Source organism: Nocardia sp. No.11 (genome assembly GCF_038752175.1).
Lineage (GTDB): Bacteria > Actinomycetota > Actinomycetes > Mycobacteriales > Mycobacteriaceae > Nocardia > Nocardia canadensis.
Genome location: NZ_JBCGFB010000103.1, coordinates 1 through 21,685, shown reverse-complemented (window position 1 = coordinate 21,685; position 21,685 = coordinate 1). Strand labels below are relative to the sequence as shown.

The window sequence follows — 21,685 nt, the reverse complement described above, 5'->3', positions numbered from 1 at the left end:
ACTCGTCGGCCCTGATCGCCGCCGGACCGGCCGTCGCGCCGGCGCCGACGACTGTCCCGCCCGCGGTGTCGGCTCCCGCCGCCGCCTCGCCCGTCGATCCGGGCGGAGCCGACGCGTCATCGATGCGCCGGGTCAACCCGCGCAACGCGAGAATTCCTGCCGCGGTGCCGATCAGGGCGGGTAGCGCGCCGCCGAACCCACCGACCCGGCCCGCCCCGATGACCGCGGCGATCAGGCCGAACACGGCGAACACGACCGATCCGACCGGCCGGGTGACCCGCTCGAACCAGCCCGCCAGACCGGCGACGAGGACCGCCACGATGCCCATGCATACGAACAGCACGGCCTTGTCGTTGCGGCCGAAACTCTGGATCGCCCACTCGCGGAGGCCGTCCGGGGTGTGATCGACGACGGTCGCCCCGAGCGCGTACGCGGGCGCGCTCCCTGTACCGGTGAACACCGCGACCAGCTCGGCCACGCCGAGGACCAGCGCGGCTGCCGCGATTCCGGCCACTACCCGCAACAACGCCATACCAGCGAGCCTACGTCGCGCGCGGCGACACCGACCTGTGGCGGCGGAACGGCTGCGGCGGCCACCCCTTGAAAACTACACTGTGTAGTAGAACTGAATCCGCCCTCGGCAGGAGGCTCCCATGCCCGAGACCACAGCCCCCGAGACCACCCTGCGCGCGGCCACCGCCGTGTTCGCCGTCGCGCTCCTCGTCCACGGCGCCGACCATCTACGCCGGGGGATGAACGTCACCTCCGCCCTGGTCAACGCGCTCGGGACGATCCAGCTCCTGTTCGCCCTGCTCGTCGTCTTCCTGGTGTTCCGGCGCCACGCCGCGGCGCCACTGGCCGCGGCGATCGTCGGGTTCGCCAGCGCGGCGGGCTTCTTCGTCGTGCACCTGCTGCCCGACTGGTTCGGCCCGCTCAGCGACAGTTTCGTCAACGCGCCCGCGCGGGCGAACGTCACCGGGTTCTCCTGGTTCGCCGCTCTGTTCGAGATCGGCGCCGATCTCGTCGTCGGTCTGGCCGGACTGCGCGTCCTGCGGGAACGGGCCGCGGCCGTCGCCTGAAACGCCGGAAGGCCGGTTGCGCGAACGCAACCGGCCTTCCGGACAGGCGGGGACTACGAGTAGATCTTGTCGACCTCGCCCGCGTACTGCTTCATGACGACGGCGCGCTTGAGCGACATCTTCGGGGTGAGCTCGCCACCCTCCTGGGTCCAGTCGACCGGGAGGATGCGGATCTTCTTGATCGCCTCGGCCTTGGAGACCTTCTTGTTGGTCTCGGCGACCGCGGCCTCGACCTCGGCGACCAGCGTCGGGTTCTCGATCAGGGTCTCGATCGCGGTGTCGGCGGCGACGCCGTTGCGCTCCTTCCACCCCGGCAGTGCCTCCGGGTCGAGGGTGATGAGCGCGCCGATGAAGGGCTGGCCGTCACCGACGACCATGACCTGGCTGATCAGCGGGTGCGCGCGCAGGGAGTCCTCGAGCACGGCGGGGGAGACGTTCTTGCCGCCCGCGGTGACCAGGATTTCCTTCTTGCGGCCGGTGATGGTGATGAAGCCGTCGGCGTCGATGGCGCCCAGGTCGCCGGTCTTGAACCAGCCGTCCTCGAACGCTTCCTCGGTGGCCTCGGCGTTGCCCCAGTAGCCGTTGAACACGACCGAGCCCTTGAGCAGCAGCTCGCCGTCCTCGGCGATCTTGGCCGCGTGGCCCTGGATCGGGCGGCCCACCGAGCCGACCCGGATGTGCTGCGGGGTATTCACGCTGAATGCGGCGGTGGATTCGGTCAGACCGTAGCCCTCGTAGATGGTGACGCCGACGCCACGGAAGAAGTGGCCGAGGCGCGCGCCCAGCGGCCCGCCACCGGACACCGCGGCCAGGCACTGGCCACCGAGCGCGGCACGCAGCTTGCTGTAGACCAGCTTGTCGAAGACGAAGTGCTTCAGCTTCAGCACCAGGTCGGGGCTGCCCTTTTCGAGCGCCTCGCTGTAGGCGATGGCGGTCTCGGCGGCGGCGTCGAAGATCTTGCCCTTGCCGCCGTCGTGCGCCTTCTGCTTGGCCGAGTTGTAGACCTTCTCGAACACGCGCGGCACGGAGAGGATGAAGTCCGGCTTGAACTCGCCGAACTGCTCGACCAGGGTCGTCCAGTCCGAGCTGTGGCGGATGGTCACCTTGGAATCGAAGGCGATCAGCGCGACCGCGCGGGCGAACACGTGCGCCAGCGGCAGAAACAGCAGGGTCTTCTGGCCCTCGGAGACGAAGGCGGACAGCTCGATGCCGCCCGACCGCGACTCCGCATACAGGTTCGCGTGGGTCAGCTGGACGCCCTTGGGGCGACCGGTGGTGCCCGAGGTGTAGATCAGGGTGGCCGGGGAGGCCGCGCCGACCTGCTTGCGACGCTCGTGCACCACGGCGTCGTCGAGATCGGCGCCGCGCTCGGTCAGCGTGTCGACCGCGCCCTTGTCGATCTGCAGGGTCTCGGCCAGGGCGGGCAGCGAGCCGGCTTCGATCTCGTCGATCGTGGCGCGGTGCTTGTCGTTCTCGACGACCAGGAGCTTGGTCTCGGAGTCCTGCAGGATCCACTTGGCCTGCTCGGCGGCCGAGCTGTCGTAGATCGCGACGGTGACGCCACCGGCGGCCCAGATCGCGAAGTCCAGCAGGGTCCACTCATAGCGAGTGGCTGCCATGATGGCGACCCGGTCGCCCAGTTCGATGCCCGAGGCGATGAGGCCCTTGGCGACGCCGATAACGGCCTGCTCGAACTGCTTCGCCGTGACGTCGTTCCAGCCGCCGCTGCCGTTCGGGACGTTGAACAACACCGTGTTCGGCGTCTCCGCGGCGAAGCGGAAGACGTTGTCGGAATTGTTCGCATCGTCCGGGATGGTGTAGGAAGCCGGAACTTCGAACTCTCGCATCAGTGCCCTTCCAGTGGGTTCTACTCGCCAGTAATCTACGACACGTTCGGCCGGGCCGCGATATCGCCGTCCGAAAATCCTGTCACCAGGACTTATCGTAAATCGTCGATCGAAACTGGCTGAATTGCTTCTCGCAGGAACTCTGCGAGTTCGCTGAGCGCCAGCGCTGCCTCGGTGACCAGCGCGGCCTGCAGTTGCGCGACATGCCAGAGGCCGCGGGTTTCGGTGAAGCGGACGTGCACACCCGCGCCACGCAGGGCTGAGACGAGCTGAGTGCACTGGTCGTGCAGGAGTTCGCTCACGTCGACCTGCACGTAGGTGGGTGGCAGGCCGATCAGGTTTCCGGTGAGCGGGGCGTAGCCCGCGTCGGTGGCGGCGCCGTCGCCGAGGTAGAAGGCGGCGCACGCTTGCGACCACGCCCGGTTGATCACCAGGTCGCGGCTGCGGCTGGGCACCTGGGTCGGGTCGACCCAGGGCGCGATGAGGCCCAGCGCGGCGGGCGTCATCGCGTGTCGTTCGATCAGTCGCTGGGCCAGCGCCAGCGACAGACCACCGCCCGCCGAATCGCCGGCGAGGCAGATCTGCTCGGGCCGGTAGCCGACGTTGTCCACCAGGTCGAGGAACGCCGCCTCGGCGTCGTCGAGACCGGCGGGCAGCGGATGCTCCGGGGCCAGGCGGTAGTCCAGCGAGTACACCGCGCAGGAGGTCTCCCTGGCCAGCCGCGCGACCAGCGAACGGTGGGTGGCCAGCGAACCGACGACGTAGCCGCCGCCGTGCAGGTACAGGATCGCGCCCGCGGCGCGCTCCGGCGGGACCGCCCGGGTACGCGAACCCGGGATGGCGGTCTCGGCGATGACCCGCTCGGCCGGGCGGCCGCCCAGCTGCAGATGCTGCACGACGGAACCGTCGGGCATCAGCTGCAGCCGGGAGACCACGTCGAGCAGGGCGCGTTGCACCGCGACCGGCAGCCGTGCGTTGAGCGTCACCCGGAACACCGGGTCGAGTACGGCACGGGCGATCGGCAGCGGAATCGTGAACTCGCGCATGGTTTTCCTACGGGGCTAGTCGCGTCAGTGCGGCATGAAGCGGCCGTTGACCACGGCCGAGATCCGGTTGTACCCCGAGGCGAGGAAGCGCACGCTCACATCGAGCACCTTGGCCTCCCAGCCGATCAGCACGCGCGCGTGCCCCTTGCGCACACCCTCGGTGATGGTCTGCGCGGCCATCTCCGGGCTGTGGATCGCCAGGTACTTGTCGAACAGCGAGGCGGTGTTGGCCCCGTCGATGCCCTCGGCGTAGGTGGCGTTGCGGGCCACCGCGGTCTTGATGCCGCCGGGGTGCACGCAGGTGACCTTGACCGGCGCCTTGGCGATCTTCATCTCCTGGTACAGCGCCTCGGTGAAGCCGCGCACCGCGAACTTGGCCGAGTTGTAGGCCGCCTGGCCGGGCACGGTGACCAGGCCGAACAGGCTCGACACGTTGACGACGTGGCCGTCGCCGGACTCGATCAGCATCGGCAGGAACGCCTTGGTGCCGTTGACGACGCCCCAGAAATCGACGTCCATGATGCGTTCGATGTCTTTGAAGTCGGTCTTGACGACGTCACCGTGGTAGGCGATGCCGGCGTTGTTGTAGATCTGGTGCACGACGCCGAAGTGCGCCTTCACCGAGTCGGCGTAGAGCAGGAACGCCTCGCGCTCGGCGACGTTGAGCCGGTCGGCCTTGACCTGCGCGCCCAGTCCCTCGACGATGCGCACGGTCTCGGCCAGGCCCTCGGCGTCGATGTCGGACAGCGCCAGCTTGGCGCCACGGCGAGCCAGGTTCTCGGCGAGCGCGCGGCCGATGCCGGAGCCGGCGCCCGTGATCACACAGACCTTGTTCGTGAAGTAAGCATCTTTGCTCACTGTGCTGCCACCACTTTCAGTTCGGTGTCGGAGTCGGTCGAAGAAGTCGTGTCGTAGGCAGCGACATCGAAATTCTTGGTCAGCCTACGGAACTGGAAGGTGAAATCGGGCCACAGTGTGGTGTTGTTGCCGTGCTTGTCCAGGTACCAGCTGGCGCAGCCGCCGTTCATCCAGACGCTGTCGGCCATCTTCGCCTGCAGTTCGGTGTTGTACGCGCGCACGGCCTCCGGGCGGACCTCGACGGTGCGCAGGTTCTGCTTGTCGATGGTGGCCAGGGCGTCGGCGACATAGTTGATCTGCGACTCGATCATGAACACCATCGAGGTGTGGCCGAGGCCGACGTTCGGGCCGAGCAGGAAGAACATGTTGGGGAAGTTCTCGATGGTCGAGCCCTTGTAGCCGCGCTGGCCGACCTCGTCGAACTGCTCGGACAGGGTCTGTCCGGTGCGACCGGTGATGGTCTCGAAGGCCGGGGAGTCGGTGACGTGGAAGCCGGTGGCCACGATCAGCGCGTCGATCTCGCGCTCGGTGCCGTCCTTGGTGACGATCGAGCCGGCCTTGACCTCGGCGATGCCCTCGGTGATCACCTCGACGTTGTCGCGGTCGATCGCCGGGTAGTACTCGTTGGAGATCAACATGCGCTTGCAGCCGATGCGGTAGTTCGGGGTGACCTTGGCGCGCTTGATCGGGTCGCGGACCTCGGCCAGCAGCTTGCCGCGAGAGATGGTCTCGAAGATCTTCATCAGCGCGGGGTACTTGGCCAGGCCGACGACCTGGGTCTCGCGGGCGGCGTAGATGGCCGCGCGGGACAGGCGCTGCACGCCCGGAATGTACTTGAACGCCAGGCGTTCCGGCAGGAAGTACGGGCGGTCCATGCGCGGCAGCAGCCACGGCGCGGTGCGCTGGTAGAGGTCGAGGTGGGCGACCTTGCCCGCGATGGCGGGCACGATCTGGATGGCCGAGGCGCCGGTGCCGATCACCGCGACGCGCTTGCCCGCGAGCTCGACGCTGTGGTCCCAGCGGGCCGAGTGGAAGATCTCGCCCTCGAACTCGTTGATGCCCTTGATGTCGGGCAGCGACGGCTCGCACAGGGCGCCGACCGCGGAGACCACGGTGTCGGCGGTGAAGTCGCCCTTGCTGGTGGTGATGTCCCAGCGGGCGGTCTCGGCGTTCCACCGCATGCCCAGCACATCGCAGTCGAACAGGTGCTTGTCCAGCACATTGTTCTGCTCGGCGACCTTGCGGATGTAGGCCTGGATCTCGCCCTGCTTGGAGAACGAGCGCGACCAGTCCGGGTTCAGCGCGAACGAGTAGGAGTACAGGTGCGACGGCACGTCGCACGCGGCGCCGGGGTAGGTGTTGTCCCGCCAGGTGCCGCCGACATCGCTGCCGCGCTCCAGGACGAGGAAATCCTCGCGGCCTTGCTGGCGCAGCCGGATGGCCATTCCGAGGCCCGCGAACCCACTGCCGACGATGATCGTCTTGACGTGGCGGGCGGCACGGTCGGCGACAACTTTGTCTGTAACCTTGCGACTCATGTAATGCAGACTACGTTCTTATTGAGCCGGAGTCAACAGCTATTGAACCAGGTTCAGTAGTGGCTAGGATGGTCGACGTGAGTATCAGGAGTTCCGGCGAGACCAAGCGTGTCCGGCTCAGCCCCGAGGAGCGGCGGCTGCAGCTGATCACCCTGGGCGCCGAGATGCTGGCCGAGCGATCGCTCGAGGACATCTCGGTCGACGACATCGCCAAGCAGGCCGGCATCTCGCGGGGGTTGCTGTTCCACTACTTCGCCTCCAAGCAGGAGTTCCACGAGGCGATCGCCCGGCACGTGAGCGCCGAGTTCTTCGCGGCCGTCACCCCCAATCGCGAGCTGTCGCTGTTCGACATGCTGCGCGACTCGATCGAGCGGTTCGTCGACTACGCCACCGAGCACTCCGCGTCCTACCGCTCCGTGCTGCGCGGGCCCGCCAGCATCACCCCCGACCTCCTCGACTACGTCAACGAAACCCGCGGCGCCATCGCCGATCTCATCGTCAGCGAGCTTCCCCTACCCCCCGACGACCCCGACCTCGCCCGCCTCACCCTCGCCATCCGCGGCTGGATCGCCTTCGTCGAGGAAACCATCCTCACCTGGATGACCGAAAAGCCCATCACTCGAGAACAATTGGTTGACCTACTCGTCGAATCCCTCCCCGCCCTGGCCTTGAGTCCAGCCCTCATCGCCGCGCTGCAGGGCTGAGTCTGCCGTTCGGTGCTGACTGACACGCGCGGTCCCGCGACTGGATTCTATTGGCCGCGGAACTCGAGATGGACTATGTGCACGTTGGCGGTGCGCTCGTCGATGACGACAGCGCGGATCATCGAGTCGCCTTCCTTCGACACGAACATATCCTGGGCTTCCTTCGCGTGAGGCGAAGTCGAAAGCGGTGGTCCGGCAATTATTTCACGGTTGGCAGCCGAGACGCCTTCCGTGAATGGCTTGGAAAATTTCGACTCGTTCAACATCCAGGTCAGGTCGGCGGGGGAGACTTCCACGGCCAGTTTGAAATTCGGATCGCGGTGGTAGTCGTCTCTGGCTAGCAGCACTTTCGCGCCCGACGGTAGCTGCCAGTCGCCGAATTCGAGGGCAGCCTGAGTCAAGGCGGGGCCCTGCAGGGGGTGCGACTCGTCGTTCGCTGTGCTGTGCCCAAGCGAGGTGCAACCGGTTCCGGCAACGACTCCCACGACGGCAGTGGTGAGGAAGAAAACTTGGACCGTTCTCTTGTGAAATGTCATTCCAACTTCTCCGTTGGGCTGGCTACAATCTTGCGGAACTATCTGTTGGGTGGAAGGTTGATGTCCCCTTCTTGGGGGAGGTCGCCCTCGAACTTGTATATCCAGGATGATCCGAACTGATTGAACTCCTTGGCCAGACCAGCTGTGTGGAGTGAGCCGAGCTGCGCATCGGTGACTTTGACTCCCTGAATTACGGTGCTCTTGGTTCCGTCCCAATTGTACCGGTCGAACATGTGAACGACATATTCCATTAGAATGTGAGGTTGAGCGCCACTCGACGGCGTGATTGTGACTACTCCGGTCACGGATATCTCGACTGCGGCCATGCCGAGAAACCAGTCCTCGCACTCTTCCTGTGAGATTGCGAAGTCCGCCCAATCTACAAAAAGCTCAATGGGCTTGTTATGGTTAGTCGGATCTTTGGAAAGTGTCACGATCTTATCTGTGATGAGGAAGTCTATGTATTTCTTTACACTGGGAACGTCCTTCATGACTTCGGTTGGGTCGATCCACATGTCATCGCCGGAGTTGCCGAGGTAGTGGCGCATTCCGCGGGCTGCATTGTGTAGTCCGGCGAAATCGGCGACTAGCTGTGCGTCCCACGCGAACCGGAAGTACATGAGGTCGTCGAACCGGCTGAGGATTCGTTGTGAGCCGTGTGCTCCGGCTCCAGGGTCGGTTGTCGGGTGTGGCGGCATCGGTGCGATCTGTGGTGTCATCGTAGTCCTCCCCCGTGAGCTAGCGCTGCTTATCGAGCCGTGTGATCGTCCCAGTCGGCAATCTCAGGTGCGATTGTCGACACCCTCCTCCCACCACACCGTGTTCCCGATGCCAAACCTCCGCGAACCCGGATCTGCCTCGACCTTGTCCGGAATTTCGAAGTCGCTGGCGCTAAAGACCGGGGCGGCGCGTCCGGGTGAATAGTCCAAGGCTGTCGTCAGCTTTTCGATGACAACGGTGATCGCATTCTTTCGAGTATCGGCGGCCGCCTTCAACTCATCTGCGGCAGCGGTAACCTGGGACTTCAGATCAGCGGGCATCGGGTTTTTCACCTGACCGGCCCAGGCACCGAGTGGGAATGACGCTTCTTGGTAGGTGATGCTGTTCAATATTCGGCTGGTGAGATCCGTCGCCTGGTTGTAGACGAGACGTTCGAGGCACATGCCCCCGTTCTCGACGATCTTCGCCGTGGTTTCCAAGTCGGTGCTGCGCACACTCATCGTATTCCCGAGGGTCCCGGATGTCGTGGTGAACGACTGAGCGGCTTCACCGGACCACTCCGAGGCCAGCCATGTGGACCCGTTCGTGACATTCTGGGCGGCGACATAGTCGTTGGTGCCGAGCATGGCGATTCGTCTCCCGATGGTCTCGACTGATTCCCAATCCGCTAGCAGGGGGGTGAGGTATTCCTCGGTCGGTTTGATGCCTATCGCGACGCTCAGCGGCTCGTCGTACGGAGACAGCTGTGAGATGGTCGATGTCAGAAGCTGTTTCAAGGTGTACTGATCCTCGCCGACGTCCGGGAGGCTAGGTAGCTGGACTCCGCCGAACCGGGTGGCACCAGTAGTGTTGGAGTCTCCTCCGGCGGAGTCTGTTGTCGCGGCGAGGTCGGCCGCGGTTCCGTCATCCGTAGTCCGGTACGAGGTCGCCGCGGTGGACAGGTTCGAGCCGAGCGTGCCCATTGCGGTGGTGTCCGATTGCAGGGCTGCGGAATGCGCGGCCCGGAAATTTTCCAGCGGCGTCGCGAGGTCTGCGATGAGTCCCGACGCACCTGCTGGCAACGCGATCGCAGCGTTGAATCGGGCGGCGTTCGATGATGCGTTCGCCGCGATGTCCTGCAGGTCGAGCTTGAATCCCTGGAGTCGGGATACGTCAACCGCCAAGTCGTTCACAGTGCCTCCGAGGCGTCTCGGCCGGCACGGTGCCACGTGCAACCACCGGTCGCCGGACCGTAGAGGCGAGATTGAATTGTGTTGTATCGCAATGACACCGGCCCACCCCCATGGATCTTCTCGGGGGGATACTAACCGACGTTCGGGGTCAGTCGGAGGTCTTGGGGCGGGCTCGGAAGTGGGCTCGTTCGCCTTGTTTGCCGAAGAGGCTGAGGAATTCGACGGGGTGGTCGTCGGCGGCGCCGAACCAGTGCGGGATGTGGGTGTCGAATTCGGCGGCTTCGCCGGGGGTGAGGACGATGTCGTTGTCGCCGAGAATCAGGCGCAGGCGGCCGTTGAGGACATAGAGCCATTCGTAGCCCTCGTGGACCTGGGGCTCCTCGGGTCGGTTGCGGGCGTTGGGGGCGATGATCATCTTGAAGGCCTGGATGCCGCCCGCCCGCTTGGTCAGCGGGAGCATCGTCATGCCGTGGCGGGTGACCGGGCGCAGGTGGATGCGCGGGTCGCCGGTGGGCGGGGCGTCGACGAGTTCGTCGAGGGTGACGCCGTGGGCTTTGGCCAGGGGGAGCAGGAGTTCGAGGGTGGGTTTGCGGTCGCCCGACTCGAGGCGCGACAGGGTGCTCACCGAGATGCCGGTTTCCGCCGAGAGGTCGGCGAGGGTGGTCCGGCGCCGTTTGCGCAGGTCGCGCAGGCGGGGGCCGACCGAGTCGAGGGTCTGTTCGAGGTCGTCCATGCTGTCCAGTTTGCCACGACGGCAAATTTCTTTGCCAGGACGCGGGCGCGGACGGCACGGTGGTCGGCGAAGGAGGTCGAGATGACAGAGTTGAACGACACCTATGACGTGGTGGTGATCGGTGGTGGTGCCGCCGGGCTGAACGGGGCGCTGATGCTGGCCAGGTCCCGGCGATCCGTCGTCGTGATCGACGCGGGGTCGCCCCGCAACGCGCCGGCCGACGGGGTGCACGGATTGCTGGCGCGAGACGGAATGCCGCCGGCCGAGTTGCTCGAACTCGGGCGCGCGGAGGTGCGGGGGTACGGCGGGCAGGTGGTGTCGGGTGCGGTCGCCTCGGTCGAGCGGGTCGACGGTGCCGCGCCGGACGGGTTCCGGGTGTTTCTCGATGACGGGCGCACGGTGCTCGCGCGCCGCGTCCTGGTCGCCACCGGCCTCGCCGACGAGCTCCCCGATGTGCCCGGCCTGCGGGAACAGTGGGGCCACGGTGTCCTGCACTGTCCCTACTGCCACGGCTGGGAGGTGCGCGACCAGCGGATCGCCATCCTCGCGGGCGGACCGATGTCGGTGCACCAGGCGCTGCTGTTCAGCCAGCTGAGCGATGACATCGTCTTCCTGACCCACACCGGTGCCGCGTTGAGCGACGAAGACGCGGAAAAGCTTGCCGCGCGCGGCATCCGGATCCTCGACGGCGAGGTCACCGAGGTGCTGTCGGGTGCGGGCACGCTCACCGGCGTCCGCCTGGCCGACGGGAGCGTGCTCGACCGCGACGCCCTCGTCGTCGGCCCGCGCATGAACACTCGCGCCACTTTCCTCGCCGACCTGGGTCTGGTCGCACAGCCGCACCCGTCCGGCGCGGGCGACCACATCCCCGCCGACCCCGTCGGCCGCACCGAAGTCCCGGGTGTCTGGATCGCGGGCAATGCCACCGACCCGTCCGCCCAGGTCGGTGCGGCCGCGGCGGCCGGGGCCATGGCCGGTGCGCAGATCAACGCCGAGCTGGTGATGGCGGACACCGCCACCGCCGTGGCCGAACTCCGCACCCGCACAGCGGCCGTCTGACGGAAAGGCCCTCGGCGCCCCGGCGCCGAGGGCGTCCGCGCCGCCTGTCCGCGCAGGTGGGCGGCCGGAGTGCACCGTGCCATACTGGCCAGGTCAGACGATCGCCGTGCGACGAGCGAGGAACCGATGACCGCGGATCCGATGCCACCGGGGGACAGGGCCCCGTTGAGCTGGCCGGTGCCGCCACCGGGGGGATATTTCGCCGAAGACCTGGATCATCTGAGTGATCTGCCGCCGCATACTCAGCTGATCGACGGGAGCTTGGTCTTCGTGAGTCCGCAGATGAGGTTCCATCTGTTCGTTGTCACGTTCCTGCACCTCCAACTGATGCGTCAGGCGCCCGAAGGACTCGAAGTCGCCCGCGAGATGACAGTGACGCTCGGGCCACGTCAACGGCCCGAACCCGATGTGATGGTCGTGGACACGGCAGGTGTCGACGGTCTGGACCAGACCACATACCGACCCGAAGATGTCCTCCTGGTGGTCGAAGTCATGTCCCCGGATTCGGTCGAGCGCGACCGATACCGTAAACCGCAGCTCTACGCCGAGGCCGGGATTCCTGCCTTCTGGCGGGTGGAGAACGTCAACGGACGAGCGGTCGTGTACGTCTACGAACTCGACCCCGCCACGCGCCGGTATTCGACCGCCGGTATCCACCACGACCGCCTGCGTCTGTCCGTGCCCTTCGAGATCGATCTGGATCTCACGCGCGCGACAGATCCGAAGGGCTCGGTCTGAGAGCTCGCCCCGCGAAGACCGTGGTGGTCAGCGCGCGCGGGCGGCATCGATCTCCGCGTGCAGGACGGTGCGCGCGTGCTCGGCCGTGATCTGGCCGAGAGTGGCATGCGGGGCTAGCCCGTCGACGAGTGTCGACGGCGATCCGGGCGGCGGCTCCGAGTGAGCGGACCGGAGCCGCCTGACGATCGTCAGCCGGGGAGTGGCGCGTCGTCCGGGAAGCGGCGGACCACCTCGATGGGCCGACGATATTGCGGTTGAAGTCGGTGAGATCCTCGGCCGGGATCCAGTATTCGAGGATGTCGCGGCCGCCCGCCTGTCGCACCTCGTAGGCGTCGAGGTACTCGGTGCGGACGGCGAAGCGCGTCACGTAGCCGGCGCCGGAGGCCGGGACGTTCCAGTCGCGGGCGATCAGGACGGCGTAGGACTCGGTGCAGACCGGGTAGAAGATCGGCTGGTCGGGCAGGCGCGGCGGCCAGGCCGACCACCCGGACGCGGCGACCAGGGCCAGCTCTTCGGGTCCCGTCGGCCGCCACAGGGTCGTCGTCGTGCGCATCGTTCCTCCTTGTCGAGGAACGCACGGTAGCCCGGCGGCGGTGCCGCGGCCACCGGTTATTCGGGCGGTGGTGTCGCGAAGGTTTCCAGGCCGGTGACGCGGAGCAGGTCCAGGGCGGTCGCGGTGGGGGTGTGCGGGGGAGCCGAGTAGATGATGACGGTCTGGTCGGTGTCGGGGACGTGCATGGCGTCGCAGTCCAGGCTGAGGGTGCCCAGCTGCGGATGGGCGATGGTCTTGGTCAGGCTGTGCATGACGCTGGAGCGGCCCGCCTGCCAGTGCTCCTCGAATTCCGCGCTGCCGGTGCGGAGTTCGGTGAGCAGCCGGGTCAGGTCCGGGTCGTCGGGGTAGGCGGCCTTGACCGCGCGCAGGCAGCCGACGCAGGCGGCGGCATTGCTGTCGGCCTCCTCCGGCGTCATCACGACGCGACCCATCCCGGTGCCGAGGAAGCGCTGCCACATGATGTTGCGCCGGGCGGGCGGGATCGCGGAGAAGTCGCCGAGCAGGGCCGCCGCCAGCGGATTCCAGGCGAGGATGTCGGATTTGGCCGAGAGCACCAGCACCGGCAGATCCGACAGGCGATCCAGCAGCCGCAGCACACTGGGCCGGATGGCCATCGGCACCCGGCCCGCCTGCGGCGGTTCGGACCCGGCGAGCCGGTAGACCAGATCGCGGTCGACATCGGTGAGCCGCAGCGCCCTGGTGAGCGCGCCGAGCACCTGATCGGAGGGTTTGGGCCCGCGCCCCTGCTCCAACCGGACGATGTAGTCGACGCTGACACCGGCCAGACTCGCCACTTCCTCGCGTCGCAGCCCCGGCACCTGCCTGCGCGGTCCGCTCGGCAGGCCCGCGTCGGCGGGGCCGAGCCGGGACCGCGCCGTGCGCAGCACCGTCGCCAATTCCGCTCTGTCCACGTCTTCCATGGTGCCGCAGGTCCCGGCCGCCGGGGTGGTACCGCGAGTCCTATGCCTCGCCGGCACTGGAGGCCACACCGCGCGGGGCGGAATCTGAAGCCATGACGACAACGATCGCCCTGGTCACCGGGGCCAACAAGGGACTGGGCCGGGAAACGGTCCGCAGACTGGCCGGTTCGGGCTGGCAGGTCTTTCTCGCCGCCCGCGACCGCACGCGGGGCGCGGCGACGGCGGCCGAATTCGCCGAGGCCGGACTCGACGTCCGGTTCGTCGCGTTGGACGTGACCTCCGACGAGTCCGTCGCCGCGGCCGCCGACGCGGTGCAGGTCGCGGCGGGCCGCCTCGACGTGCTGATCAACAACGCGGCGATCGGCGGCCCGCGCACCACGCCGGGGGACACGAAGCCCGAGGAGCTGCGGGAGGTGTTCGAGACCAATGTCTTCGGCCCGATCCGGGTGACCAACGCGTTCCTGCCGCTGCTGCGCCTGTCCACCCATCCACGGATCGTGATGGTCTCCAGCGGCATCGGCTCGATCGCTACCGTCACCGACCCGAAATGGGCGGGCCTGCTGCCGCCGGCCCTCGGCTATCCGAGCACCAAGGCGGCGCTGAACATGCTCACCGTCATGTACGCGAGCGAACTCGACAGGATGAAGGTCAACGCGGTCGATCCCGGATACACCGCGACCGACCTCAACGGGCACAGTGGTTTCCAGACCGTCACCGAGGGCACCGATGCCATCGTGGCCATGGCGACCGTCGACCGGGACGGCCCGAGCGGCGGTTTCTTCGACCGGACGGGCGCCACGTCGTGGTGAGAGCGGGCGCCCTGCTCGCGGCGCTGGTCGCGAGCGTGGGGGTCGTCGTTTACCTGATGACAACGGAGGACGCAGTGGCAGAACGGAATTCACGCACCGACACGGTGCTCTCCATCGGCCTGCAGCCGAGCGCGGTCGACTACTCCCGCTATCCGCAGCTGGACGAAGCCACCCTGACCGCCCGCATCGCCGCGGGCGAGAACGCCGTGCGGGAGGCGGGTTTCGACATCGTCAGCTGTCTGGTGCCCGCCGATCCCGACGCCGCCGCGACGGTGCTGCGCGAGTGCGCGGCCGGCGGCGAATTCCGGGTGGCGATGATCGGCGCCGGGGTGCGGATGGCGCCCGAACACACCCTGCTGTTCGAGCGATTGATCAATGTCGCGTCCGAGCTGACTCCGGGAATCCGGTTCTGCTTCAACACGTCCCCGGAAACGACGATCGACGCGTTGCGGCGCTGGGTGCAGCCGAGTTGAGCCGGTCTACTTGTGGCCCCCGCCGTGGTCGTGGCCGCCGCAGGTGTCGGTTCGGCGGCCGTCCGTGGCGCTCGCCTGGCCCGCACCATGGCCCTCGAGCGCGGCGAACGGACCGCACTGGTGCGGGGCGATCCACACGTGCACCATCGGGTTGCCCGCGCCGGGATTGATCGAGTTGGGCGGGCAGTTGCCCGCGGCGTCGGTGACACCGGCGACGACCGGGCCGTTGTCGCCCGCCTTCCAGCACAGGTTGTCGTGGACGTGCCACTGCATCAGCGAGCCGCCGAAATCGGTCAGCGCCGGGTCGTCGATCTTCTTGCCGTTGGCGATGTACATGGCCGAGACCAGGGTGCGGTTCTGGCCGTCGACCCGGTAGACCAGCGACTCCGGGTGGCCGGCGTCGAGGAAGTTCGCGTCGCGGATGTAGGCGGTGTTGATGTAGTGCTCGTAGCCGGTCGCGGAGTCACCGATCGAGCGGTAGCCCAGCGCGCCGACCGTCGTGACGTCGGCGAAGGCGGGCAGGCCGTCGAGAGTGCTGCGGATCAGGTTGGTGGCGCGCTGCTGCTGATCGGCCGTCACGCCGGGCACGCCGGACAGGTCGATCGGCTGCGCGGGGTCGAACGGGCGCGGCCAGGCGGTGCCGGTGTCGTGATCGCCGTGCTCCTCGCCCGCGGCGTGCGCGTGCTCGCCGCCGGTGTTTCCGTGACTGTGCACGTGGCCGACGCCGTTGAGCATCGCCGCCAGCGCGAGCACACCCACGGCGCTCGCCGCGATCCCGGACCGCAGCGGCGGCACGGTGGCGGTGGGTCGGAGCAGGCCGACGCCACCGGCGAGCACGGCCAGCGCGCCCAGTGCCGCGCAGACGGTGTCGGCCACCTGCGGCGCCTCCGCGGTCAAGCCGGTGATCCACGGAATATCGGCGAACCGCGTGAACGCCCAGATCGCCGCAGCGAAGCCGTTCACCGCCAGCATCGCGGCCACGACAGGCTTGCGCGCACTCAGCAGCACCGCCACGCCGGTCGCGCACTGGATCGCGGCCAGCACCACCATCAACCGCGCCAAGGTGGCGTGTTCGGTGTGCATTCCCGCGGCCAGGAAATGCACCGCGCCGGCCCCCACCGACGCGATCCCGCCGAGTAGCAGGTATCCGTTACGTCCGCTCGCCATGCCGTCTCCTGTCCCTGTCCTTCGCGGCGGACACTACCCGGACCCTGTGATGGCGCACTGGCGTACCAGTGAGAGAACTCTGTGGGCCGGGCCCGTGCCGGGCTCGGCTCGCGTGGCGCTCGCGGTGGATTCGTGGTTAGCTGCACGGTTCCGAATTTCGGAACCTATTCCACGAGGGGATCTTTCGAATGAGTTTCATGGGTAAGGCCGGCGTTGCCGTAGCGGCGTTGGGTCTTGCGGCCGGGTCGGTGTTCGGTGCCGGTTCGGCGAACGCGGCGGGCGATCTGTTCGGCGCGATCGGGTTCAGCCCGCAGATGTGGGAGAGCTGGTCCTCGTCGAACTGGGACAGTGCCGACGGTGCCCGCGCCGCGGTGATCGACGGTTGTGTCGCCGCGGGCGGGGAGGACTGCGGTGTCATGGTCACCTGGGCCAACGGGTGCGGTGCGCTGGTGTGGAACGAGGAGGGCTGGGTCGCCGCCGCCTCGGGTCCCAACCGCAGCGAGGCCATCCGCAAGGCCATCGATCGGCTGTCCGACGGTGTCCCGATCGCCCGCCTGGCCAACTTCGGCTCCTCGGACCTCAGCGGTACCGAGGTCATCGACGTGGTCTGCACCCGCAACGCGGGCTGACCACCGACCGGCCCGACCGCAGCGGACGCCGGTGGATCGTGGCCGGCTGCGCGGCCGTTGCCATATCGAGACGATTACGGTGGGTAACGAACGACCGGCGTGTCGCGAAGTCCGATGCATGAGTCTGAAAAGCACACAAGGTCAACGGGTTTCGGTTCGGGTCGGGGTGGCCGCCGCAGCGGCCGTTACCGCGCTCGTCGGGTTCGGTGGTCCGGCGGCGGCGGCGCCGTCGGACCAGGTCGTCCAGTTCAACCCGACTCTCGCCAGGATTCCGGGGAACGGCTGCGCGGCCATCATCAACGCCGAGACGGTCCCGCAGCCGCAGGCCGGGCAGCTCGGAGTCCGCGTGAAAATCGTCCAGACCGGACAGAACTGCGAGGTATATCGCGTCTCGGTGCGGTGGAAGAACCTCGACACCGGCGTCGCCAACGCCCAGTCCCACAAGGTCGACAGCAACGGCGTCATCGAACACGCCCCCGACGGCGTGATCACCGGCATGGGGATGGGCCCCGGCGTCGGCCGCGTCGAGGCGACCATCGTGGCGACCACCGACACCTATCCCAATCACCATGATCTGGAACAACTCTCGGGTCAAGCCTGGATCACTCTCAACAGCTAGCCGAAAACGCCGACAGGGGCGGATCCGTATGGATCCGCCCCTGTCGGCGTTTTCGACCTGGTGCGCGGACGCGCCAACGGGCTCGGGCGAGCATTGCGGCCATCGGCGGGTCGTGCACCGCTGCGGACGTCACCAGGCCCGACAGCTATAGGCCGATCTCTCTGTCCTACGGAACACGCAGGGGTGCAACAGAATTCATAGACGGGGCACGTGAACGGGCCGCACTTCGGCGTTCCGTCAGGGGATCACGCGCAGGTGGCGGAATTCGGGGATCGCGCGGCTGATGGTGACGAAGTCCGTGTCGTTGTGGACGACGGTCGCGTCGTGGCTCAGCGCGACCGCGGCGATCTGGACGTCGGTGGTTTGGGCGCCGCGGCCCGCCCCGATCTTCCACAAGCCTGTCCTGATCCGTCGCACATTCGCCTCGACGAGGTCGTCGGCGGGCAGAAAGTGGAAGACCGACCCGTAGAGCTCGGTGAGGAAGTCGAGATCGGCTGCGTTGCGGGCGCTGAACCGTGCTTCATCCATGGTCACTGTCGACGAACACAAAGCACCGATGATCGCGAGCTCGTCGATGGTCTGTTCGATGCCGGCCTTCGTTCGGTAGTGCGACATGACCGACTGATCGAGAAGGTATCGCGGGCGAACCGTCGTCGCGCTCACCGGGGCGTGCCAGGCTCGGCGGCCAGCTCGTCGTCGGTCAGGAACGGATTATGGTCCATCCGCTTGAGGCGGGTCAGTGCCTCACGCTGCCGGTAGCCCTGCACGAGTTCGGCCATCGCGAGATTGATGACCGCCTTTTTGGTGGGCAGCCCGGTCAGACGTAAGGCTTCGGCGAGTAGCTCGTCCGGAATCTCCACTGTCGTCGCCATCGTGCCTCCATATTTTGGTTCCCGCATATTCATAATATCAACGATTCGTAATATTCGGGGTTGTGGATCGGTACGGAGACACACAACGGCCGACGCCGGGTGGATCGTGGTGATCCACCCGGCGTCGGCCGTTGTGCGCGAAGAACTTACGCGGTCGGCTCGAAGGCCTCGGCGATGATCTCGGCCTGCTCCACGGCGTGCACCTTCGACGAGCCCGAGGACGGGGCCGACATGGCGCGACGCGAGATGCGGCGCAGTTTGCCCAGGCGGTCCGGGAGGACCTCGGGGAGGTTGAGGCCGAAGAACGGCCACGCGCCCTGGTTGGCCGGCTCCTCCTGGACCCAGACGATGTCGGTCGCGTTGGGGTACTTGGCCAGTGCCTCGTTGAGGCGGTACGTCGGGATCGGGTACAGCTGCTCGATCCGGACGATGGCCACGTCCTCGCGCTTCTGCTTGGCCTTCTCCGCGGCGAGCTCGTAGTAGAGCTTGCCCGAGGTCAGCAGGATGCGCTTGACCTTGGTGGTGTCGCCGATGCCCTGCTCGTAGGTGGGCTCGTCGAACACCGAGCGGAACTTCGACTCGGTGAAGTCCTTGATGTCGGACACCACGGCCTTGTTGCGCAGCATCGACTTCGGGGTGAAGACGATCAGCGGACGGCGGATGCCGTCGAGGGCGTGGCGGCGCAGCAGGTGGAAGTAGTTCGCCGGCGTCGACGGGACCGCGACGGTCATCGAACCCTCCGCGCACAGCTGCAGGAAGCGCTCGATGCGGCCCGAGGTGTGGTCGGGACCCTGGCCCTCGTGGCCGTGCGGCAGCAGCAGCACCACGTCGGAGAGCTGGCCCCACTTGGCCTCACCGGAGGAGATGAACTCGTCGATGATCGACTGCGCGCCGTTGACGAAGTCACCGAACTGGGCTTCCCACAGCACCAGGGCATTCGGGTTGCCCAGCGAGTAGCCGTATTCGAAGCCGACCGCCGCGTACTCGCTCAGCGCCGAGTCGTGCACCGCGAACCAGCCCGGCTTCTCCGAGCCGATGTTGTGCAGCGGGGTGTACTCGTTGGCGTTGAGGCGGTCGATGATGACCGCGTGGCGCTGGGTGAAGGTGCCGCGGCGCGAGTCCTGACCGGTCAGGCGCACGTCGTGGCCCTGGTCGATCAGCGTGCCGAAGGCCAGCAGCTCGGCGAAGGCCCAGTCGACCTTGCCCTCGTAGGCCATCTCGCGGCGCTTCTCCAGCACCGGCTTGACGCGCGGGTGCACGTTGAAGCCGTCCGGCGGGGTGTTGAAGGCGTCGCCGATGCGCTGCAGGACCGACTTGTCGACCGCGGTCTGCACGGTGGCAGGCACTTTCTGGTCGTCCTCGACGGACTCCGACGGCTCCGGAACGTACTTCTCCAGCTCGCGGACCTCGTTGAACACGCGCTCCAGCTGACCCTGGTAGTCGCGCAGCGCGTCCTCGGCCTCCTTCATGGAGATGTCGCCACGACCGATCAGCGATTCGGTGTAGGCCTTGCGGACCGAACGCTTGGTGTCGATGACGTCGTACATCTCCGGCTGGGTCATCGAGGGGTCGTCGCCCTCGTTGTGCCCGCGGCGGCGGTAGCAGACGAGGTCGATGACGACGTCCTTGCGGAACTTCTGCCGGAAATCGACCGCCAGGCGCGCGACCCAGTCGCAGGCCTCCGGGTCGTCACCGTTGACGTGGAAGATCGGCGCGCCGATGAACTTCGCGATGTCGGTGGAGTATTCGGTGGAGCGGCTGTTCTCCGGCGCGGTGGTGAAGCCGATCTGGTTGTTCACCACGATGTGGATGGTGCCGCCGACGCGGTAGCCGCGCAGGCCACCCAGGTTCAGCGTCTCCGCGACCACGCCCTGACCGGCGAACGCGGCGTCACCGTGCAGCATCAGCGGCATGACCGAGAAGCCCTCGGGACCATCGCCCTTGTCCAGCAGGTCCTGCTTGGCGCGCACGAGGCCCTCGAGGACGGGGTCGACCGCCTCCAGGTGCGACGGGTTCGCGGTGAGCGAGACCTCGATCTCGTTGTCGCCGAACATCTGCAGGTACTGGCCCTGCGCGCCGAGGTGGTACTTCACGTCGCCGGAGCCGTGGGTGGCCGCCGGGTTCATGTTGCCCTCGAACTCGGTGAAGATCTTCGAATACGGCTTGCCGACGATGTTGGCCAGCACGTTGAGGCGACCGCGGTGCGGCATGCCGATGACGACCTCGTCGAGCCCGTGCTCGGCGCACTGGTCGATGGTGGCGTCCATCATCGGGATGACGGCCTCGGCGCCCTCGAGCGAGAAGCGCTTCTGACCGACGTACTTGGTCTGCAGGAACGTCTCGAACGCCTCGGCGGCGTTGAGCCGGTTCAGGATGTACTTCTGCTGGGCGACCGTCGGCTTGACGTGCTTCTGCTCGACCCGGTCCTGGATCCACTTGAGCTGCTCGACGTCGAGGATGTGGGTGTACTCCACCCCGACGTGGCGGCAGTAGGCGTCGCGCAGGATCGACAGCACGTCGCGCAGCTTCATCCGCTCCTGGCCGTGGAAGCCGGCGACGTTGAAGGTGCGGTCGAGGTCCCACAGGGTCAGCCCGTGCTCGGTGACATCGAGGTCGGGGTGGCTGCGGAACTTGTCCTTGACCAGGCGCAGCGGGTCGGTGTCGGCCATCAGGTGACCGCGGTTGCGGTAGGCCGCGATCATCTCGAGCACGCGGGCGCTCTTGTCGACGCCGCGCTCGCTGATGTCCTTGCGCCAGCGGACCGGCTCGTACGGCACGCCGAGGCCGTGGAAGATCTCGTCGTAGAACTCGTCGGAGATCAGCAGGTTGTGGATGGTGCGCAGGAAGTCGCCGGACTCGGCGCCCTGGATGATGCGGTGGTCGTAGGTCGAGGTCAGCGTCATCAGCTTGCCGACGCCGATATCGGCGATCCGCTCGTCGCTCATGCCCTGGAACTCGGCCGGGTATTCCATCGCGCCCGCACCGATGATCGCGCCCTGGCCCGGCATCAGCCGCGGCACCGAGTGCACGGTGCCGATGGTGCCCGGGTTGGTCAGCGAGATGGTGACGCCGGAGAAGTCGTCGGCGCCGAGCTTGCCCTCGCGGGCGCGGCGGACGATGTCCTCGTAGGCGGTGTGGAACTGCCCGAAGCTCATGTCTTCGGTTTCCTTGATCGCGGCGACGACCAGCGAGCGGCTGCCGTCCTTACCCGCGAGGTCGATCGCCAGGCCCAGGTTGGTGTGCGCCGGGGTGACCGAGTTCGGCTTGCCGTCGATCTCGGCGAAGTGCCGGTTCAGGTTCGGGAACGCCTTGACCGCCTGCACGATCGCGTAGCCGAGCAGGTGGGTGAAGGAGATCTTGCCGCCGCGGGTGCGGGCCAGGTGGTTGTTGATCACCAGGCGGTTGTCGATCATCAGCTTCGCCGGGATCGCGCGCACCGAGGTCGCGGTGGGGATCGTCAGCGAGGCCGACATGTTCTTCGCGATGGCCGCGGCCGGGCCGCGCAGCACCTTGGTCTCGTCGGCGGTGGCGACAGCCTTGGGCGCGGCGGTGGCCGGTGCGTTGGACACCGGCGCGGGGGTGGTCTGCGGTGCGCGCACGGTCGCGGGAGCGG

General features: G+C 67.2%; 22 protein-coding genes and 1 pseudogene. 8 read left to right on the top strand and 15 right to left on the bottom strand.

Annotated elements, in window-relative coordinates:
• Positions 1-532 (bottom strand): annotated as a pseudogene (locus tag V8688_RS24550) (oxidoreductase); the annotation flags it as partial.
• A gap of 121 nt (positions 533-653) precedes the next feature.
• On the opposite strand from V8688_RS24550, the gene V8688_RS24545 reads away from it, so the two are divergent.
• Positions 654-1,079 carry a hypothetical protein gene (locus V8688_RS24545; RefSeq protein ID WP_316575936.1) on the top strand — a complete coding sequence of 142 codons (426 nt, stop codon included), beginning with the start codon at positions 654-656 and terminating at the stop codon, positions 1,077-1,079.
• A 53-nt stretch (positions 1,080-1,132) separates the two neighbouring features.
• Here V8688_RS24545 and V8688_RS24540 read toward each other — a convergent pair whose 3' ends face one another.
• The 4 genes from V8688_RS24540 to V8688_RS24525 all read right to left on the bottom strand — a co-directional run bounded on the left by V8688_RS24540 (position 1,133) and on the right by V8688_RS24525 (position 6,368).
• The gene (locus V8688_RS24540) at positions 1,133-2,926 is read right to left on the bottom strand and encodes a long-chain fatty acid--CoA ligase (protein WP_316575935.1); all 1,794 of its coding nucleotides are present in this window, start codon (positions 2,924-2,926) and stop codon (positions 1,133-1,135) included.
• A gap of 92 nt (positions 2,927-3,018) precedes the next feature.
• Positions 3,019-3,972 carry an alpha/beta hydrolase gene (locus V8688_RS24535; protein WP_218719924.1) on the bottom strand — a complete coding sequence of 318 codons (954 nt, stop codon included), beginning with the start codon at positions 3,970-3,972 and terminating at the stop codon, positions 3,019-3,021.
• Between the two features lie 24 nt (positions 3,973-3,996).
• Positions 3,997-4,830, bottom strand: a complete 834-nt coding sequence (locus tag V8688_RS24530) for an SDR family oxidoreductase (protein ID WP_218719925.1) — start codon at positions 4,828-4,830, stop codon at positions 3,997-3,999.
• Positions 4,827-6,368: an NAD(P)/FAD-dependent oxidoreductase gene (locus tag V8688_RS24525; RefSeq protein ID WP_218719926.1), complete on the bottom strand. Its 1,542-nt coding sequence runs from the start codon at positions 6,366-6,368 to the stop codon at positions 4,827-4,829. The genes V8688_RS24530 and V8688_RS24525 overlap by 4 nt, the downstream gene beginning before the upstream one ends.
• A gap of 68 nt (positions 6,369-6,436) precedes the next feature.
• Between V8688_RS24525 and V8688_RS24520 the strand changes: the two genes are divergently transcribed.
• Positions 6,437-7,072 (top strand): TetR/AcrR family transcriptional regulator, encoded by a 636-nt coding sequence (locus tag V8688_RS24520; RefSeq protein ID WP_342801785.1) that lies wholly within the window; start codon positions 6,437-6,439, stop codon positions 7,070-7,072.
• Positions 7,073-7,119: 47 nt separating this feature from the next.
• Here the strand turns inward: V8688_RS24520 and V8688_RS24515 are convergent, their stop codons facing one another.
• The 4 genes from V8688_RS24515 to V8688_RS24500 form a co-directional block, all read right to left on the bottom strand.
• Positions 7,120-7,608 (bottom strand): hypothetical protein, encoded by a 489-nt coding sequence (locus V8688_RS24515; RefSeq protein ID WP_218719928.1) that lies wholly within the window; start codon positions 7,606-7,608, stop codon positions 7,120-7,122.
• 38 nt (positions 7,609-7,646) lie between these two features.
• Complete coding sequence (locus V8688_RS24510) at positions 7,647-8,327, bottom strand: hypothetical protein (RefSeq protein WP_218719929.1); 681 nt, start codon at positions 8,325-8,327, stop codon at positions 7,647-7,649.
• Positions 8,328-8,390: 63 nt separating this feature from the next.
• On the bottom strand, positions 8,391-9,500 hold the full coding sequence (locus tag V8688_RS24505; RefSeq protein WP_342801784.1) for a type VII secretion target: 1,110 nt from the start codon (positions 9,498-9,500) through the stop codon (positions 8,391-8,393).
• A gap of 148 nt (positions 9,501-9,648) precedes the next feature.
• Positions 9,649-10,233: an XRE family transcriptional regulator gene (locus V8688_RS24500; protein ID WP_218719931.1), complete on the bottom strand. Its 585-nt coding sequence runs from the start codon at positions 10,231-10,233 to the stop codon at positions 9,649-9,651.
• Positions 10,234-10,314: 81 nt separating this feature from the next.
• Between V8688_RS24500 and V8688_RS24495 the strand changes: the two genes are divergently transcribed.
• Positions 10,315-11,292: an NAD(P)/FAD-dependent oxidoreductase gene (locus V8688_RS24495; RefSeq protein ID WP_218719932.1), complete on the top strand. Its 978-nt coding sequence runs from the start codon at positions 10,315-10,317 to the stop codon at positions 11,290-11,292.
• Between the two features lie 126 nt (positions 11,293-11,418).
• On the top strand, positions 11,419-12,030 hold the full coding sequence (locus V8688_RS24490; protein WP_218719933.1) for a Uma2 family endonuclease: 612 nt from the start codon (positions 11,419-11,421) through the stop codon (positions 12,028-12,030).
• On the opposite strand, the gene V8688_RS24485 is transcribed toward V8688_RS24490, so the two are convergent.
• Positions 11,996-12,583 (bottom strand): hypothetical protein, encoded by a 588-nt coding sequence (locus tag V8688_RS24485; RefSeq protein ID WP_342801783.1) that lies wholly within the window; start codon positions 12,581-12,583, stop codon positions 11,996-11,998. The genes V8688_RS24490 and V8688_RS24485 overlap by 35 nt on opposite strands.
• A 56-nt stretch (positions 12,584-12,639) precedes the next feature.
• The gene (locus tag V8688_RS24480) at positions 12,640-13,494 is read right to left on the bottom strand and encodes a helix-turn-helix transcriptional regulator (protein WP_218719935.1); all 855 of its coding nucleotides are present in this window, start codon (positions 13,492-13,494) and stop codon (positions 12,640-12,642) included.
• A gap of 101 nt (positions 13,495-13,595) precedes the next feature.
• Between V8688_RS24480 and V8688_RS24475 the strand changes: the two genes are divergently transcribed.
• Entirely contained in the window at positions 13,596-14,312 is a 717-nt protein-coding gene (locus V8688_RS24475; RefSeq protein ID WP_218719936.1) for an SDR family NAD(P)-dependent oxidoreductase, read from the top strand.
• 74 nt (positions 14,313-14,386) lie between these two features.
• The gene (locus V8688_RS24470) at positions 14,387-14,785 is read left to right on the top strand and encodes a hypothetical protein (RefSeq protein ID WP_342801782.1); all 399 of its coding nucleotides are present in this window, start codon (positions 14,387-14,389) and stop codon (positions 14,783-14,785) included.
• Between the two features lie 6 nt (positions 14,786-14,791).
• On the opposite strand, the gene V8688_RS24465 is transcribed toward V8688_RS24470, so the two are convergent.
• Positions 14,792-15,952: a hypothetical protein gene (locus V8688_RS24465; protein WP_342801781.1), complete on the bottom strand. Its 1,161-nt coding sequence runs from the start codon at positions 15,950-15,952 to the stop codon at positions 14,792-14,794.
• A gap of 188 nt (positions 15,953-16,140) precedes the next feature.
• Here V8688_RS24465 and V8688_RS24460 point away from each other — a divergent pair, with 188 nt between their 5' ends.
• Together V8688_RS24460 and V8688_RS24455 are read left to right on the top strand one after the other, a co-directional pair.
• Positions 16,141-16,581, top strand: a complete 441-nt coding sequence (locus tag V8688_RS24460; RefSeq protein ID WP_218719939.1) for a DUF4189 domain-containing protein — start codon at positions 16,141-16,143, stop codon at positions 16,579-16,581.
• A 166-nt stretch (positions 16,582-16,747) separates the two neighbouring features.
• Positions 16,748-17,200 (top strand): hypothetical protein, encoded by a 453-nt coding sequence (locus V8688_RS24455; protein ID WP_342801780.1) that lies wholly within the window; start codon positions 16,748-16,750, stop codon positions 17,198-17,200.
• Between the two features lie 237 nt (positions 17,201-17,437).
• On the opposite strand, the gene V8688_RS24450 is transcribed toward V8688_RS24455, so the two are convergent.
• The 3 genes from V8688_RS24450 to V8688_RS24440 all read right to left on the bottom strand — a co-directional run.
• The gene (locus V8688_RS24450; RefSeq protein ID WP_342801779.1) at positions 17,438-17,863 is read right to left on the bottom strand and encodes a PIN domain-containing protein; all 426 of its coding nucleotides are present in this window, start codon (positions 17,861-17,863) and stop codon (positions 17,438-17,440) included.
• A complete protein-coding gene (locus V8688_RS24445) occupies positions 17,860-18,072 on the bottom strand; it encodes a type II toxin-antitoxin system VapB family antitoxin (protein ID WP_218719942.1) in 213 nt (70 codons plus the stop codon). Before V8688_RS24445 ends, V8688_RS24450 begins: the two co-directional genes overlap by 4 nt.
• 146 nt (positions 18,073-18,218) lie before the next feature.
• A partial coding sequence (locus tag V8688_RS24440; RefSeq protein ID WP_342801778.1) for a multifunctional oxoglutarate decarboxylase/oxoglutarate dehydrogenase thiamine pyrophosphate-binding subunit/dihydrolipoyllysine-residue succinyltransferase subunit occupies positions 18,219-21,685 on the bottom strand: 3,467 nt, incomplete at its 5' end.